Genomic DNA, 15,402 nt, shown 5'->3' on the forward strand with positions numbered 1-15,402 from the left:
AGGGCAAATATCACATCGTAATGTGATTGCCAATATTTCTCGGCAACTGCGCCTTAGCTGCGGGCCTGATGATCCTTCATGCGCGCCAGATATCGGGCCAGCACGTCGATTTCCAGATTCACTGGCTGGCCCGGCGCGAGCTGGCCGAAGGTTGTCACCGACCAGGTGTGCGGAATGATGTTGAGGCCGAAAGTCGAGCCCTCCGGACCGTCTTCCACGGAATTCACGGTCAGCGATACGCCATCGACCGTGATCGACCCCTTGGCCGCGACATAGGGGGCAAGATCGGCCGGAAGCCGCACGGTGACCCGGTGCGAATCACCTTCGGCTGTGATGTCTGCGACTTCGCCGATGCCATCGACATGACCCGTGACGATGTGCCCGCCCAGCTCGTCCCCGAGCTTGAGCGCGCGCTCCAGATTGAGCAACCGCCCTTCTGCCCAGGCGCCCTGCGCGGTGCGCGAGACGGTCTCGGCAGACAGATCGACCGCGAACCAGTCGGCGCCCTTGTCCACCACGGTGAGGCACACGCCGGAACAGGCGATGGAAGCGCCGATATCCACGCCCTCCATGTCGTAATGGCAGCCGATGACCAGACGCAGGTCGCCGCGCTGCTGCGCGCTCTGGATGGTGCCGATGTCGGTGATGATGCCGGTAAACATGCCTGCTGCTCTATGCGGGCCGCACGCGTTCGTAAACCTCCAGCCGGTCTGGCGCGAAATCGCGCGCGTCGACCAGCCGCCAGCGACCGTGGGCCTCGGCCAGACGATTGAGCCCGATGTCGCCCAGCGCCGCCTTGCCGCGCCCGATGAGGATCGGCGCGCGATACAGCAGCAGACGATCAACCAGATCGGCCGCAAGAAAGGCGCCAGCCGTCTGAGCGCCGCCCTCGACCATCAGATGATCGCCGGGAAGGCCCGCAATTTGAGCCGGCGTCTGGATCGAAAGCCAATCATCCGGCGCCGCACCGCTGCGACTTAGGAGCACCCGGACGGGCGAACGCGACTCCAGCCCGGGCAGGCGCACGTCCAGCCGGGGCTGATCCTGTGCGAGCGTGCCGCGCCCAACCAGGATCAGCTCGTGCCGCGCCCGCTCCAGATGGGTATGTGCCCGCGCCGCCGGACCGGTAATCCACTGGCTCGTCCCGTCTTCCAGCGCAATGCAGCCATCGAGCGAAGTGGCGAGCTTGAGCGTCACGTGAGGTCGCCCCGCCCGCTGGCGCGTGAAGAAGCCAGCCATTGCGGCCCGCGCCGCGGGCGCCAGCTTTGGCAGAGTATCGACGATCAGCCCCGCGTCCCGCAAGCGCGCGATGCCGCGACCGTTGGTCCGTGGATCGGGATCGCCTGCCGCCACGACGACGCGGCGCACGCCGGCCTCCACCAGCAGATCCGAACAGCAAGGGCCGCGCGCGGATTGGTGCGCGCAGGGCTCCAGGCTGACATAGGCCGTGCTGCCCCGCGCCGATGCCCCGGCCATGGCCAGTGCCATCGCCTCGGCATGGGGGCGGCCGCCAGGCTGCGTCCAGCCTCGCCCGACGACGCGGCCTGCGGCATCGAGCATTGTGCATCCGACATTGGGATTGGGCGCGGTGCGACCGCGGGAACGGTGGGACAAGGCGATGGCTGCCATCAGCCAGGCGCTGTCGCCCGGAAGAGTCAGGGCGTTGCCGTGGCGGTGTTGCCCGCTACGCCGCCTTCCTTGGCCAGAGCCGCAGCAAGCTTCTGCTGCAGCTCCTTTTCCTTCGCATCGAACAGTTCTTCGCGCTCGCGCTTGGTGCGCGCAGCATCCTCGCGCCAGTCGATACCGAGACTATCGGCGAGGCGCTGAAACTCGCCCTGCTTGCTCTCAAGCGCCACCCGATACCGCGCGAAATCCTCAATCTGGCGCTGGATGATCGCACTGTCCGGCCGGTTGGCCTCCCAATTCTCGATGTAGATGATCTGCCGTTCCTGCTCCGGCTTGCGCGAGTCGATCGCGAACCCCCAGAGCAGAACGCCAGTCAGCGTCACCGAGAGCGCAAGAATGCTCCAGCGGTGCGGGCGATCGGGCGCGAACATCTCGCGCAGATCGGACGCAGCACTCCGTGGAGAAACCGGGCGGGGAAAAATGGCCATGGCGCCTACATAGGGAGGCACCATGGCCTTGAAAAGCAGCGCGTCATCGTGACGCCCCGCTTAACGCTCCAGTTCGAAGCGCAAGGTGAGCACCTGCTCGGACGCGACCGGTACGCCATCCCGCGTGGCCGGGCGGAAACGCCAAGCCCGCAGCGCGTGGCGCTGGGCCGCCTCGAAGAAGGCCGGATCGCTCGCGCGGACCTGCTCGACCGCGGTCACCCGTCCACGCTCGTCGATGCTGACCCGCACCGTGACGCTGCCCTCGCGCCCTTCGCGCTGCATGGCGGGCGGATAAGGCGGGCGAAACCGGTCAGCAAACCGCGCATCCGGCTGAGCGGGCACGATGACTGGCGCAGCGGGCGGCGTGACGATGGTCTTGCCGGCATCCGGGTCAGGCAAAGGCGGGTAGGGCTTCGTCGTCAAATCGGTCATGGTGCCGAGGTTGATTTGCGGATCGACCCTCACCGGGTCGCGTGGCGTATCGAGCGGGCGAGCCGGCTGAGTCTCCACTTTCGCGTCCGGCTCCGGTGTGACGGGCGGCGGCAACGGAGCGGTCGGCACGAACCGTACATCAATGGGAGGGGTCGGTGCGGGCCTCAGATAATGTGTGGCCGGCAAGGCGATCAACAGCCCGATGAGCCCGCCATTAAAGGCAATGGCCGCTGCCAGCGCGCCCGGTGACCGCCGGGCCGCATAGCGGGTCCGGGGTGCATAGGATGATTGAGACGACACAAGGGACATGACACCTCTCCTAATTTTATTTGTGATGTTATACTATCACTAAAAAGAGGCTACGCGAAGCGGTTTTTATCGGGTGTCAGAGCGCGCATGGATCGGCCGCCGGCGGGCGTTACCGGCGCCGACGATCGCTCAGCTGCTGGCGGCAGCGCGCAGCCGTGCGAGCGCGCGATCCTGCCCGATCAGCGGCAGCAGGGCGGCCATGTCAGGGCCGTGATCCACGCCGGTCAGGGCGAGGCGCAACGGCAGGAAAAGCGCCTTCCCCTTGCGCCCACTGCTCTGCTTGAGGGCGCTCGTCAGCGTGCGCCAGGGATCGGCGGCAAAGTCGATATCCGCTGCCACCTCGGCAGCCTGGGCGAGGAACGCGCGGTCGTCGGCATCGAGATCGGGCCGCGCGATCTCACCGTTGAGCACCGCCACCCAACCCGCTGCCCCGGCTACCGTTTCGAGGTTGGGCTGCACGACTGGCCATGCGGCAGCATCGATCTGCGCCGGGAGGCGATCGGCGACCGCCTCATAGGGCAGCATGTGGACGATCTTGGCGTTGAGGCCGAACAGCTCTTCATCCGAGAAGCGGGCGGGCGCTCGCCCGAAATGCGCGAAATCGAAGCGCTCGACCAGCGGGGCCATGTCGATCACCGGCTCCACCGGATCGCTGGTGCCGAGCCGCGCAAGCAGCGCGCTGATGGTGATCGCCTCGACCCCCGCTTCCCGCAGATCGCCAACGCCGACCGCGCCGAGTCGCTTGGAGAGCTTCCCTTCCGCGCCGGTGAGCAGGGCCATATGGGCAAACTGGGGCAGCGGCGCGCCCAGCGCAGCAAACATCTGCAACTGCGTGGCCGTGTTGGAGACATGATCCTCGCCGCGCAGCACATGGGTGACGCCCATGTCGATATCGTCGATCACCGAGGGCAGCATGTAGAGCCAGCTTCCATCGGCCCGGCGAATCACCGGATCGGAGAGCAACCGGGGGTCGAAGTGCTGGTCGCCCCGGATCAGGTCGACCCATTCGATCGGCGCATCATGATCCAGCTTGAAGCGCCAGTGCGGCTGCTCGCCGGCCGCCTGCTTCGCCGCGATCTCGTCCGCGCTCAGCGCCAGCGCCGCACGGTCATAGACCGGGGGCAGACCGCGCCCGAGCAGGATCTTGCGCCGCAAGTCCAGCTCCTGCGCCGACTCAAAGCAGGGATAGACCCGCCCGGCGGCCCGCAGAGCCGCCAACTTCTCCTCATAGAGATCGAACCGCGCGGACTGGCGCACCTCGCCGTCCATATCGAGGCCGAGCCAGGCGAGATCAGCCCGGATGCCCTCGACAAAGCGCTCTTCGCTGCGCGCGGTGTCGGTATCATCGATGCGCAGCAGGCACTGCCCGCCCATCTTGCGCGCCCACAGCCAGTTATGCAGCGCCGCGCGGATGTTGCCAACATGCAGATGGCCGGTCGGCGACGGCGCGAAACGGGTGATGACGGTCATGGTTCAGGCGGTCCGGAAAGCATTGGTGATGGGATAACGTCGGTCGCGGCCGAAATTGCGGCCACCCAGCTTCACCCCCGGCGGCGCCTGACGACGCTTATACTCCGCCACATAGAGCAGCCGCTCGATGCGGGCGACGGTTGCGCGATCGAAACCCATGGCAGCAAGCTGATCGACCGACTTTTCCTGTTCGACCAGGCCGTAGAGGATGGGGTCCAGCACCTCATAAGGCGGCAGGCTGTCCGAATCCTTCTGGTTCTCGCGCAACTCTGCGGTGGGCGGCTTGGTGATGACCCGCTCCGGCATCACCGGCCCATCCGGCCCTAGCCCAAGCGACGGCTTCTCCGCGTTGCGCCAGCGCGAGAGATCGAACACGGTTGTCTTATAGGCATCCTTGAGCACCGAATAGCCGCCGGCCATGTCGCCATAAATGGTGGCATAGCCCACGCTCATTTCGCTCTTGTTGCCGGTGGTCAGCAGCATGTGGCCGAACTTGTTGGAGAGCGCCATCAGCGTCACACCGCGAATGCGCGACTGGATATTCTCCTCGGTCAGATCCGCGGTCCGCCCGGTGAACGCCTCCGCCAACATGGCATCGAACGCGCCGACAGCGGGCGAAATCGGGATGGTATCGAGCCGGCAGCCGAGCAGCCGCGCGCATTCCGCTGCATCGTCCAGGCTTTCCTGGCCGGTGAAACGCGACGGCATCATCACGCACCAGACGCGATCCGCCCCCAGCGCATCCACCGCCACAGCTGCGGAAAGCGCGCTGTCTATCCCGCCCGAAAGGCCCAGCACCACGCCGGGAAAGCGGTTGCGATTCACATAGTCGCGCAGGCCCACGACCATCGCGTGATAAATATCCGCCGGATGCGCATCGAGCGCGTGCACCTCGCCCGGCTTGCAGAACCACCGGCCATCGTCGCCTCGGTCCCACTGAGTGATGACCAGCGCTTCCTCCCAGTCCGGCAGCATATGGGCGATGTCGCCATCCGCATTCAGCACGAAGGAAGCACCGTCGAACACGAGCTCGTCCTGCCCGCCGACGCGGTTGAGATACAGGAGCGGCAAGCCTGTCTCGTTGACGCGCTCCATGCACACGCCGCGGACGCGGAAATCATCCTTGGCCACCTCATAGGGGCTGCCGTTGATCGAGATGAGCAGCTCCGCGCCCTTTTCCGCCAGATGCCCGGTGACGAACGGGAACCAGATGTCCTCGCAGATCGGCAGACCCAGCTTCACGCCGCGAAACTCGACTGGGTCGGGCAGCGGCCCGGGCGCGAACAGGCGCTTCTCATCAAAGGTTCCGTAGTTGGGCAGCTCGCGCTTCTGGCGGATCGCGACGACCTTGCCGCCATCGAGCAGCGCCACGCAATTGAACAGCAGGCCTTTGTTGGCGATGACCGTGCCGACAAGCATCGCCGGGCCGCCATCCGCCGTCGCCTCGGCAAGCCGATGCAGCGCGGTCTCGGCGCGTGCGGCCAGCGCGGGCTTGAGCACCAGATCCTCGGGCGGATAGCCGATGAGCTGCAACTCGGGATACACGATCAGATCCGTGCCCTGCTCGCGTGCTTTGTCCCGGCAGGCCAGCATGGCCTCTGCATTACCCGTGATATCACCCATGCTCTGGTTGAGCTGGGCCATGGCGATCCGGAGAGAGGCTGTCATAGCGCCGCTTTATGGGCGGGCGGGGGCGGGAGCAAGGGCGTCGCCGAGCCGGATATGCGGCCTTGCCGCACCATTGACCGCAACCCCTTGTCCCCGAACCGTCACAAGCGCCTTTTCAGCGGGGCACCTGCTCGCTAGAGGGGCCGCGACAACCGCAGCCATGGGGACCCCGACATGAAGATCATCTCTGGCAACGGCAACATGCCGCTCGCCCAGGCGATTGCCGATTATGTGGAGCTCCCGCTCACCGATGCGAGCGTGCGGCGTTTTGCGGACGAGGAAATCTTCGTCGAGATTCACGAGAATGTGCGCGGCGAGGATGTGTTCGTCGTGCAGTCGACCAGCTATCCGGCCAACGACAATCTCATGGAACTGCTAATCATGATCGATGCGCTCAAGCGCGCATCGGCGCGGCGCATCACGGCGGTGGTTCCCTATTTCGGCTACGCCCGGCAGGACCGCAAGCCCGGCCCGCGCACGCCGATCTCGGCCAAGCTGGTGGCAAACCTCATCACCACCGCCGGCGCCAATCGTGTCCTTTCGGTCGACCTCCATGCCGGACAGATCCAGGGCTTCTTCGATATCCCGACCGACAATCTGTTCGGCGCACCGGTGATGTCCGCAGACATTCAGGCCCGTTTCCCGAATGAGAATCTGATGGTCGTCTCGCCGGACGTGGGCGGCGTGGTCCGTGCTCGTGCGCTGGCCAAGCGGCTCGACAATGCGCCGCTCGCCATCGTCGACAAGCGCCGCGAGCGCGCCGGCGAATCGGAAGTGATGAACATCATCGGCGACGTGAAGGGCCGCTTCTGCATCCTGATCGATGACATCGTCGATTCGGCAGGCACGCTCTGCAACGCCGCCGCCGCGCTCAAGAATGCCGGCGCGACCGACGTCGTCGCTTATGTGACGCATGGCGTGCTCTCGGGCGGCGCAGTCGCGCGGGTGGAAGGCTCGGCTCTGCGCGAGCTGGTCATCACCGATTCGATTCTCGCCACGCCCTCCGTCGCGGCCTCGACCAAGATCCGTCAGTTGCCGATTGCGCCGCTGCTCGGTGAAGCGATCCGCCGGATCGCGGACGAAAGCTCGGTCAGCTCGCTGTTCGACTGATCGGGCGCCGGGGCAGCTGACCCGGCCGCAGATCAGAAACCGGCGTCGAGTCGGCGCAGACGCATGGTGGCGCCGACAAAGCCCATCACGCAGATCATCAGCGACCAGCGCGCCGCCTCGGGCGCGGAACGCAGCAACAGCGCAAGGCCCAGCGCCGCGAACAGAGCCATTATTGCGCCTGCGATCCTGCCAAACCCGAACATGATACGCCTTCCGCTCCCGCGATAGCCGATGACACGGATTCGCCATGCGCCGAACAGCGGCTGACAATCCACGACATTGACGGTGCCGGCCGGCCCAAACCGGGGTGGCGCGTCGATTTTGGGAGAGACTGTGTCATCCAATCCACAGCCAAGGCGGCACGAACGGTCCGCCCAGCAAGGGATGCGCCCAGGTGGCACCGAGCCAGAGGATGACGCCGCCGAGCACCGGAACGACGCCCGGCCACAGCGCGTGCCACTCCGCCTTCCCGGACAGGAGCGCGACGAATGGCACAAAGCTCGTGCGCGCCTGCCACTGGCGCCATGGCGCACCCAGGAGCCGCGCCTTCTTCCGGTCCTGCCCCAGCGCACCCACACAGGCGAGCAGGGCGATGCCGCCACTCAGGATCAGCGTCCGTCCGGATGGCCAGAGCGTGGCGTGAACCAGCGCCCAGAGAATGAAGCTCCACATCATCGGGTGGCGCGTTACGGCATAGACACCCCGGGCGCGCTCGGGCGCGGTCATCTGCCCGGTGGGATCGACCATCGCCGGATTACCGATGAGCGAGCCAACCAGCATGACGCCGGCGAGCGCCATCACCAGCCCGCCAAGGTGCCACAGGCCGATGGGCGCCATCCACAGCAGCGGCGCGGCGGGCGCGGCCCGGAAAGCGAGGATCGTCCAGCCCAGCGTGGCAAAGGCGGTGAGGGTATAGAGGCCAAGAAAGCCCCGCTCGCCCAGCCGCGCCACCAGAGGCGCACGAAGGGGATGGGACAGGAGAAGGTGCGTGCCGACGAAGCTCCCCATCGCCAAAGCCAGATGTATCAAAGCCTGCATGAGACGAACCTCCTCGACGCTGCCGCCTGTCCAGCTTCTACACCGAGTCTGACGGTCCTGAAACGCTGGCCTTGATGCCATCACGCTGCCAATAGGGCGCCATGACTCGCCTCGCCCTGCCCATATCGTCCGACGCGCCTTTCGTGCTGCTCGATGATGCGCGGGCAGACGGATCGGGCAGCGCGACGCTGTTCCGCGACCCGTGCGACATCATCCGAGCCGATCGGCTGGCCGATGTGCTGCCTGCGCTGGCGCGGGTTGAGGCTGCCGTCAAAACCGGCCTCCACGCCGCCGGCTACCTTTCCTACGCCGCGGGCCACGCCTTCGAGGCGCGGCTGAACGGCTATGTGCCGCGCGAGGGCGATGCCGGACCCTTGCTCTGGTTCGGCTTGTTCGACGCGCTCCAGCCCATCGCGGCGGATGCCGTGGATGCTCTGTTGCCGGAGACGCCCGTCACGATCGGCCCGATCGAGCCGATGATCTCGCGCGCGGACTATGGCCGCGCCATCGGGACAGTGCTGGACTATATCCGCGCCGGCGACATCTATCAGGCGAACCTGACCTTTCCCGCCCGCGTCGCCATCGATGGCAATCCCCTCGCCGCCTATCGCGCCATCCGGCCCCGCGCCGCCGCCGGCCACGGCGCCTTGCTGCGTCATGATGACCGGCATGTCCTGTCTTTCTCGCCCGAGAGCTTCTTCACGCTGGCCGATGGCATGGTGACGACCCGGCCGATGAAAGGCACTGCGCGGCGCGATGCCGATCCGGACCGCGATGCCGCCGCCGCACGCGACCTCGCCAGCGACCCCAAGCAGCGCGCCGAAAATCTGATGATCGTTGACCTTTTGCGCAACGATATCTCGCGCGTCACGGAGCCAGGTAGCGTCGCGGTGCCCGCTCTCTTCCATGTCGAGCATTATCCCACGGTCCATCAGATGATCTCCGTCGTCGAGGGCCGGCTGCAACCGCAACTCGGGCCGGCGGACGTGCTGCGCGCCCTCTTCCCCTGCGGATCGATCACCGGCGCGCCCAAGCTGCGCGCCATGGAGATCATCCGCGAGGTCGAACGGTTCGGGCGCGGACTCTATACGGGCAGCATCGGCCATATTGCACCGGACGGCACCGCACGGTTCAATGTCGCCATCCGCACCATCGTGCTGGAGAAGGACGCTGAGGCGGGTATCGTCGGGCTGGGCTCCGGCATCGTTGCGGACAGCCAGCCGGAGGCAGAATGGCAGGAATGCCTCGACAAGGGACGGTTTCTGGCCGTTGGGGAGAACGTGCTTTGATCGCAAAGGCCCATCATTTCGACCTCATCGAAACCATGGCCTTCGATCCCGAGATCGGGCTGCCGCTTCTCGACCTCCACATCCGGCGACTCGAACGCAGCGCGCACGAACTTGGCTTCATTCTCGACCGGCATGAGCTGCGCAACGAACTGCAGGCCGCGACCTTCGGCTTTGTCGAGCCGAGGCGCGTGCGCATCCTGCTCGGCCGGATCGGCACGCTCAGCATCGAGGTTCGCGAAATGCCGCCCTTGCTGGAGGGACCGACGTCGGTGAGCATCGCGCCCCGCCTGCTCGGCGGAGACGATATTCGCGTGCGGCACAAGACCACGGACCGGCGCCATTATGAAGTGCCCCTGCGGCAATCGGGCACGTTCGAAGTGCTGCTGACCGACGAGGCCGGCTATCTGACGGAGGGTTGCTTCACCAACCTGTTCCTCCAGCGGGGCGAGACCCTGCTGACGCCACCCCTTGCGCGCGGCCTGCTGCCGGGCGTGCTGCGCCAGAGCCTGATCGACCAGGGCAAGGCGCAGGAGGCCGACCTGCGGCCGGAAGATCTGGCAGACGGTTTCCTCATCGGCAATGCCGCGCGCGGGCTGATGGCTGCGAGGCTGGTTGCACCGCAAGGCTGAGCGCACTATGCACCGCGCCGTCCGGGAGCGTCCCGGGCGCCACGCGCATCATCCCTGACTGTCAGGAGCTTTCCATGTCCCGGACTTCCGCCGCCCTCGGCCGTATTCAGCCCAGCGCCACGCTCGCGATGACCGACAAGGTCATTGCCCTCAAGCGGGAAGGCAAGGACATCATCGGCCTTTCCGCTGGCGAGCCGGACTTCGACACGCCCGATTTCGTGAAGGATGCCGCCATCGCCGCGATCCGCGGTGGCCAGACCAAATATACCAATGTCGACGGCACCGCCGAGCTGAAGGAAGCCATCGCCGCCAAGTTCAAGCGCGATAACGAGCTCTCCTACAAGACGAGCGAGATCAGCGTGAACTCGGGCGGCAAGCACACCCTGTTCAACGCGCTGGTCGCGACGGTGGAAGCCGGCGACGAGGTCATCATCCCGGCGCCTTATTGGGTGAGCTATCCCGACATCGTGAACTTTGCCGGCGGCACGCCGGTGATCATCGCGGCCGGTGCCGACCAGCTCTACAAGATCACGCCGGCCCAGCTCGACGCCGCGATCACGCCCAAGACGCGCTGGGTGCTGCTCAACTCGCCCTCCAACCCGACGGGCGCGGCCTATTCCGGCGAGGAGCTGATGGCGCTCGGCGATGTGCTGCGCAAGCACCCGCATGTGCTGATCCTCACCGACGACATGTACGAGCATGTCTGGTACGCGCCGACACCGTTCAAGACGATCGCGCAGGTCTGCCCGGATCTCTACGAGCGCACGCTGACCGTGAACGGCGTGTCCAAGGCTTATTCGATGACCGGTTGGCGCATCGGCTACGCCGGTGGCCCGCAGTGGATCATCAAGGCGATGGCCAAGCTGCAGTCGCAGTCGACCTCTAACCCCTGCTCGATCAGCCAGGCCGCGGCAACGGCCGCACTGAATGGCGACCAGAGCTTCCTCATCGAGCGCAACGAGGCATTCCGCAAGCGGCGCGATCTGGTGGTGGCGATGCTGAACGACGCGCCGGGCCTCAACTGCCCGACGCCGGAAGGCGCCTTCTACGTCTACCCGGATGCCGCCGGCTGCATCGGCAAGACCACGCCCGAGGGCAAGACCATCGCCACGGACGAGGACCTGATCACCTATTTCCTCGAGAGCAAGGGCGTCGCAGCCGTCCACGGCGGCGCCTTCGGCCTCGCCCCGGCCTTCCGCGTGAGCTACGCGACCTCGGAAGAAATCCTCCGCAAGGCCTGCACGCGCATCCAGGAAGCCTGCGCCGCGCTCAAGTGATAAAGGACAGGCCGGTCTGAGCGGGAACGCTGGGCCGGCCTGCCTCCAGCGCCGCCTGATGGGCGCCATTGCCGGCGTCGGCACAGATATTCTTCGAGCAGCTCTCCGTTCGTCCTGAGTAGCTGCTGAGCCCGTCGAAGCAGCATATCGAAGGACCGGCCCCTGCGCTACGATGCTTCGATACGGCTCTTCGATATGCGCCTGCGGCGCTCCTCAGAGCCTACTCAGCACGAACGGTGAAGATCGGCGAAGACCGCTTCGGCGTCATGATCGGCGCTTCCCCAGGCGAAGAAATGCTCCCCGACGCAAGGCTCGTCCCACTAGTCCTTGTCGAACAGCGCCGCGAGTTGCTCAACCATCGCACCGCCCAGTTGCTCGGCATCCATGATCGTCACGGCGCGCTTGTAGTAGCGGGTGACGTCGTGGCCGATGCCGATGGCGATCAGCTCGACCGGTGAGCGCCCTTCGATCCACCCGATCACTTGCCGCAGGTGCCGCTCCAGATAGGTGCCGTTGTTCACCGACAGCGTCGAATCGTCGACCGGCGCGCCATCGGAAATCACCATCAGGATGCGCCGCTCCTCGGACCGGGCGAGCAGGCGATTGTGCGCCCAGAGCAGCGCCTCGCCGTCGATATTCTCCTTGAGTAGCCCCTCGCGCATCATCAGGCCGAGGCTGGCCTTGGCACGGCGCCAGGGCTCATCCGCCTTCTTGTAGATGATGTGGCGCAGATCGTTGAGACGACCGGGCCGCGGCGGGCGCCCGGCGGCCAGCCATTGTTCGCGACTCTGCCCGCCTTTCCAGGCGCGGGTGGTGAAGCCCAGCACCTCGGTCTTCACGCCGCAGCGCTCCAGCGTGCGGGCCATGATGTCCGCGCTGATCGCTGCGATGCCGATGGGGCGCCCCCGCATAGAGCCGCTATTGTCGATCAGCAGCGTCACCACCGTATCGCGGAAATCGGTGTCCCGCTCCATCTTGTAGGAGAGCGAGTGCGCGGGATTGACGACAACGCGCGCCAGTCGCGCGGCATCGAGCATGCCTTCTTCCTGGTCGAAATCCCAGCTGCGGTTCTGCTGGGCCTGCAGGCGCCGCTGCAGACGGTGCGCCAGCTTGGAGACCGCGCCCTGGAACGGGGCGAGCTGCTGGTCAAGAAAACCACGCAGGCGCACGAGTTCATCGGCATCGCACAGGTCGAGCGCCGTCACCACCTCGTCGAACTTCGTCGTATAGGCGTGGTAGTCGAAGTCCGGCGGCAGGTCCGACAAGGGGCGATTGGGGCGCACGGGCATGGCGCCATCGTCATCCTGCGCGTCGCCATCGCCATCCTCATCCGAGTCGCCGTCCTGCTCTTGGCGCTCTTCGGACATCTCCTCGCCCGGCTCGCCCTTATCCTCGCCGCGCGTGTCGGCGCGGGACTGATCGTCCTCTTCGCCCTCGTCTTCTTCCTTGTCCTCATCCTGCTGCTCGGATTGCTCGTCCTGGTCCTCGTCATCCTCATCGGGCGATTCGGGGGGAACCTCCGCGCGCACCAGCTCGAGATGCTGGAGCATCGAGAGCACCTTGTCCTGAAAGGCCTGCTGATCGTCGAGGCACAAAGACAGGCCTTCAAAGTCGTCAGCGGCCTTCTCGTCGATCCACTCGCGCAGAAATTCGATGCCCTTGAGCGATTCGGGCGGCGGCGCTTCCCCGGTCAGCTTCTCGCGCAGCAGCAAGGCAACGGCGCCCTGCACCGGCACTTCATCGGCCGATTGCGCGCGCGTGATCGGGTCGGAATGGGTGCGCATGTCCAGCGCGGCAGCGAGATTGGCGCGCATGCCGGCGTAGTTCTTGGAGCCCAGCGCCTCATAGCGGACCATCTCGACGGCATCATAGACGGCGCGCGCGGCTGGCTCGCTCGGCGCCCGCGCGGAATGGAGTCGCGCATCATGGTGGCGAAGCTTGAGCGCGAAGCTGTCTGCAAAGCCGCGCGCGAGCGCGACCTGATCCGCCGGCAGATTGCGCATCGGCGTGGGCACCTTGATCTGCTTGCCGGCGAGGTGCGGTGCATCGGGCGTGAAGCCGAGCTCAACCTCGGCATCATGTGCGACAGCGCGCGAGGCGCCGGTGAGTACTTCCTTGAAGCGGTCGAGGGGGGAACGGTCAGCCATGATGTACAATGGGCTGGTCCAGTGCCCCGATCCTGTCAACCCTCCTGCCCTTTGGCAGAGCGGCCCATCTCAGCCCGTCAACCTTTGCGCGTGCAGCTGTGCCGCTGTGGAACAGCACCCAAATTATTAGGATTTCTTGGTTAAATCCATTTTCGAACGCGGCCTGCCTGCCTATCAGCGTCCCCAAGGGACGGTGCTGGAGCGGCCAGGCCGCGCAGCTTTTTGTGATAGGACGATTGCCCATGATCCGGACTGCCTGCCTTGCCGCGATGCTGACGAGCGGCGCACTCCTGCCGATCCAGAGCGTCAGCGCGGCGGTCAATCTCAATGCGCGCATCGCCCTGCTGACCAGCATTCTGCACACGGAGGCCAGCTTCTCGCAGCGCGATTTCAGCTTTGCGATCAACAGCGGCGGCAGCCAGCAGATGGTCTTCAAGGGCCTGGATGGCGTGCGCAACTTCAACAATTATGCCCAGCTCAACAATTGGCTGGGCCACTATGCGGATTCGCAAGGCGTTTTCGAGGGCGGCCAGTACAAATTCACCCACTCCGTGCTCGACAGCTATTTCACCAGTCCGGCACCTGCCACGCCGATGGCGACCGTGACTGAACCGACGCCAACCGTGTTCGAAGGCGCGCCCTACAAGTTCACCCATTCGGTGCTGGGCAGCTATTTCGACGAGGCCGCGGAGCCGCAGGCAGCGTCGCACACGGAGACCGCCGGCCCGCTGATGCGCGCGATGATGGCGCCGCCGCCCGCCATTCCGGAGCCGGCGACCTGGGCCATGATGATTGCCGGCTTCGCGCTGGCCGGCGTCGCCCTGCGCTACCGGGTGACCCGCACGCGCATCGCCTGATCACCCATTCGCGAAGGCGGCCCGCGCTCGGGCCGCCTTGCCGCGTCAGGCGCTCTTGCTGACGACGCTTTCCGGCAGATCCTTGCCGAACACGCGCTGGTAATATTCCGCCACCAGCGCCCGCTCCGCCTCGTCGCACTTGTTGAGGAACGACAGGCGGAAGGCGAAGCCGACATCCTTGAAGATGAGGGTGTTCTGCGCCCATGAGATCACCGTGCGCGGGCTCATCACGGTGGAAATATCCCCGTTGATAAAGCCCTGACGGGTCAGTTCCGCGACGCGGATCATCTTGGCGACTTCCTCGCGCCCGCCCGGATGATCATATTCGCCGGACTTGGCGAGCACGATCTGCGCTTCGGTCTCGGCCGGCAGATAGTTCAGCGTCACCACCAGATTCCAGCGGTCCATCTGGCCCTGGTTGATCTGCTGGGTGCCATGATAGAGGCCCGTGGTGTCACCCAGGCCGACCGTGTTGGCGGTGGCGAACATGCGGAACCAGGGGCTCGGACGAATCACCCGGTTCTGGTCGAGCAGGGTCATCTTGCCGTCGGCTTCCAGCACGCGCTGGATGACGAACATCACGTCGGGCCGACCGGCGTCATATTCGTCGAACACCAACGCCACCGGACGCTGCAGGGCCCAGGGCAGCAGGCCCTCCTTGAACTCGGTGACCTGCTGACCGTCCTTGAGGACGATGGCGTCACGCCCGACGAGATCGATGCGGCTGATATGCGCATCGAGGTTGATGCGGATGCAGGGCCAGTTGAGCCGCGCCGCGATCTGCTCGATGTGAGTCGACTTGCCGGTGCCGTGATAGCCCTGCACCATCACCCGGCGATTATAGGCATAGCCCGCCAGGATCGCGAGCGTCGTGTCCGGATCGAACACATAGGCGGGGTCCGTATCCGGAACGCGCTCGTCCGCTTCGGAAAAGGCGGGGATCTCCATGTCGATATCGACCCCGAACACCTCGCGCGCGCTCACGACGCGATCGGGCGCATCGAGCAGCACCTCGCTGCGCATGTCGGAATTGGTGTTGGGCAGATCGGTCATAGTCATCAT

At 65.8% G+C, this 15,402-nt stretch carries 15 protein-coding genes; 5 read left to right on the plus strand and 10 right to left on the minus strand.

The annotated features are described in order from the left end of the window. Positions 1 to 53: 53 nt before the first annotated feature. From M2332_RS10100 to M2332_RS10125, 6 genes are all read right to left on the minus strand, one after another. A complete protein-coding gene (locus tag M2332_RS10100) occupies positions 54 to 662 on the minus strand; it encodes a riboflavin synthase (protein WP_264571709.1) in 609 nt (202 codons plus the stop codon). A gap of 10 nt (positions 663 to 672) precedes the next feature. Beyond that, complete coding sequence (ribD, locus tag M2332_RS10105) at positions 673 to 1,629, minus strand: bifunctional diaminohydroxyphosphoribosylaminopyrimidine deaminase/5-amino-6-(5-phosphoribosylamino)uracil reductase RibD (RefSeq protein WP_264573943.1); 957 nt, start codon at positions 1,627 to 1,629, stop codon at positions 673 to 675. A 26-nt stretch (positions 1,630 to 1,655) separates the two neighbouring features. Beyond that, on the minus strand, positions 1,656 to 2,114 hold the full coding sequence (locus tag M2332_RS10110) for an OmpH family outer membrane protein (protein WP_181561153.1): 459 nt from the start codon (positions 2,112 to 2,114) through the stop codon (positions 1,656 to 1,658). A 60-nt stretch (positions 2,115 to 2,174) separates the two neighbouring features. Further along, complete coding sequence (locus M2332_RS10115) at positions 2,175 to 2,855, minus strand: energy transducer TonB (RefSeq protein ID WP_264573944.1); 681 nt, start codon at positions 2,853 to 2,855, stop codon at positions 2,175 to 2,177. A 129-nt stretch (positions 2,856 to 2,984) separates the two neighbouring features. Next, entirely contained in the window at positions 2,985 to 4,325 is a 1,341-nt protein-coding gene (gene gltX / locus M2332_RS10120; protein ID WP_264573945.1) for a glutamate--tRNA ligase, read from the minus strand. 3 nt (positions 4,326 to 4,328) lie between these two features. Further along, positions 4,329 to 5,993, minus strand: a complete 1,665-nt coding sequence (locus M2332_RS10125; RefSeq protein WP_264573946.1) for an NAD+ synthase — start codon at positions 5,991 to 5,993, stop codon at positions 4,329 to 4,331. Between the two features lie 174 nt (positions 5,994 to 6,167). On the opposite strand from M2332_RS10125, the gene M2332_RS10130 reads away from it, so the two are divergent. Next, positions 6,168 to 7,103: a ribose-phosphate pyrophosphokinase gene (locus M2332_RS10130; RefSeq protein ID WP_181561149.1), complete on the plus strand. Its 936-nt coding sequence runs from the start codon at positions 6,168 to 6,170 to the stop codon at positions 7,101 to 7,103. A gap of 32 nt (positions 7,104 to 7,135) precedes the next feature. Here M2332_RS10130 and M2332_RS10135 read toward each other — a convergent pair whose 3' ends face one another. Further along, positions 7,136 to 7,273, minus strand: coding sequence for a hypothetical protein (locus M2332_RS10135; protein WP_264573947.1), 138 nt, complete (start codon positions 7,271 to 7,273; stop codon positions 7,136 to 7,138). Positions 7,274 to 7,439: 166 nt separating this feature from the next. Next, complete coding sequence (locus tag M2332_RS10140) at positions 7,440 to 8,141, minus strand: NnrU family protein (RefSeq protein WP_264573948.1); 702 nt, start codon at positions 8,139 to 8,141, stop codon at positions 7,440 to 7,442. A 101-nt stretch (positions 8,142 to 8,242) separates the two neighbouring features. On the opposite strand from M2332_RS10140, the gene pabB reads away from it, so the two are divergent. From pabB to M2332_RS10155, 3 genes are all read left to right on the plus strand, one after another. Beyond that, positions 8,243 to 9,430 (plus strand): aminodeoxychorismate synthase component I, encoded by a 1,188-nt coding sequence (pabB, locus tag M2332_RS10145; protein ID WP_264573949.1) that lies wholly within the window; start codon positions 8,243 to 8,245, stop codon positions 9,428 to 9,430. Between the two features lie 35 nt (positions 9,431 to 9,465). Continuing rightward, on the plus strand, positions 9,466 to 10,059 hold the full coding sequence (locus tag M2332_RS10150; protein ID WP_264574940.1) for an aminotransferase class IV: 594 nt from the start codon (positions 9,466 to 9,468) through the stop codon (positions 10,057 to 10,059). Positions 10,060 to 10,133: 74 nt separating this feature from the next. Further along, on the plus strand, positions 10,134 to 11,336 hold the full coding sequence (locus tag M2332_RS10155; protein WP_264573950.1) for a pyridoxal phosphate-dependent aminotransferase: 1,203 nt from the start codon (positions 10,134 to 10,136) through the stop codon (positions 11,334 to 11,336). Between the two features lie 320 nt (positions 11,337 to 11,656). Here M2332_RS10155 and cobT read toward each other — a convergent pair whose 3' ends face one another. After that, positions 11,657 to 13,483, minus strand: a complete 1,827-nt coding sequence (gene cobT / locus M2332_RS10160) for a cobaltochelatase subunit CobT (protein ID WP_264573951.1) — start codon at positions 13,481 to 13,483, stop codon at positions 11,657 to 11,659. Between the two features lie 242 nt (positions 13,484 to 13,725). Between cobT and M2332_RS10165 the strand changes: the two genes are divergently transcribed. Then, positions 13,726 to 14,340, plus strand: coding sequence for a PEPxxWA-CTERM sorting domain-containing protein (locus M2332_RS10165; RefSeq protein ID WP_264573952.1), 615 nt, complete (start codon positions 13,726 to 13,728; stop codon positions 14,338 to 14,340). 45 nt (positions 14,341 to 14,385) lie between these two features. Here M2332_RS10165 and cobS read toward each other — a convergent pair whose 3' ends face one another. Next, on the minus strand, positions 14,386 to 15,393 hold the full coding sequence (gene cobS, locus M2332_RS10170; protein WP_264573953.1) for a cobaltochelatase subunit CobS: 1,008 nt from the start codon (positions 15,391 to 15,393) through the stop codon (positions 14,386 to 14,388). Between the last annotated feature and the right edge of the window lie 9 nt (positions 15,394 to 15,402).

It is taken from the genome of Sphingobium sp. B11D3A (assembly GCF_025961695.1).
Taxonomy (GTDB): Bacteria; Pseudomonadota; Alphaproteobacteria; order Sphingomonadales; family Sphingomonadaceae; genus Sphingobium.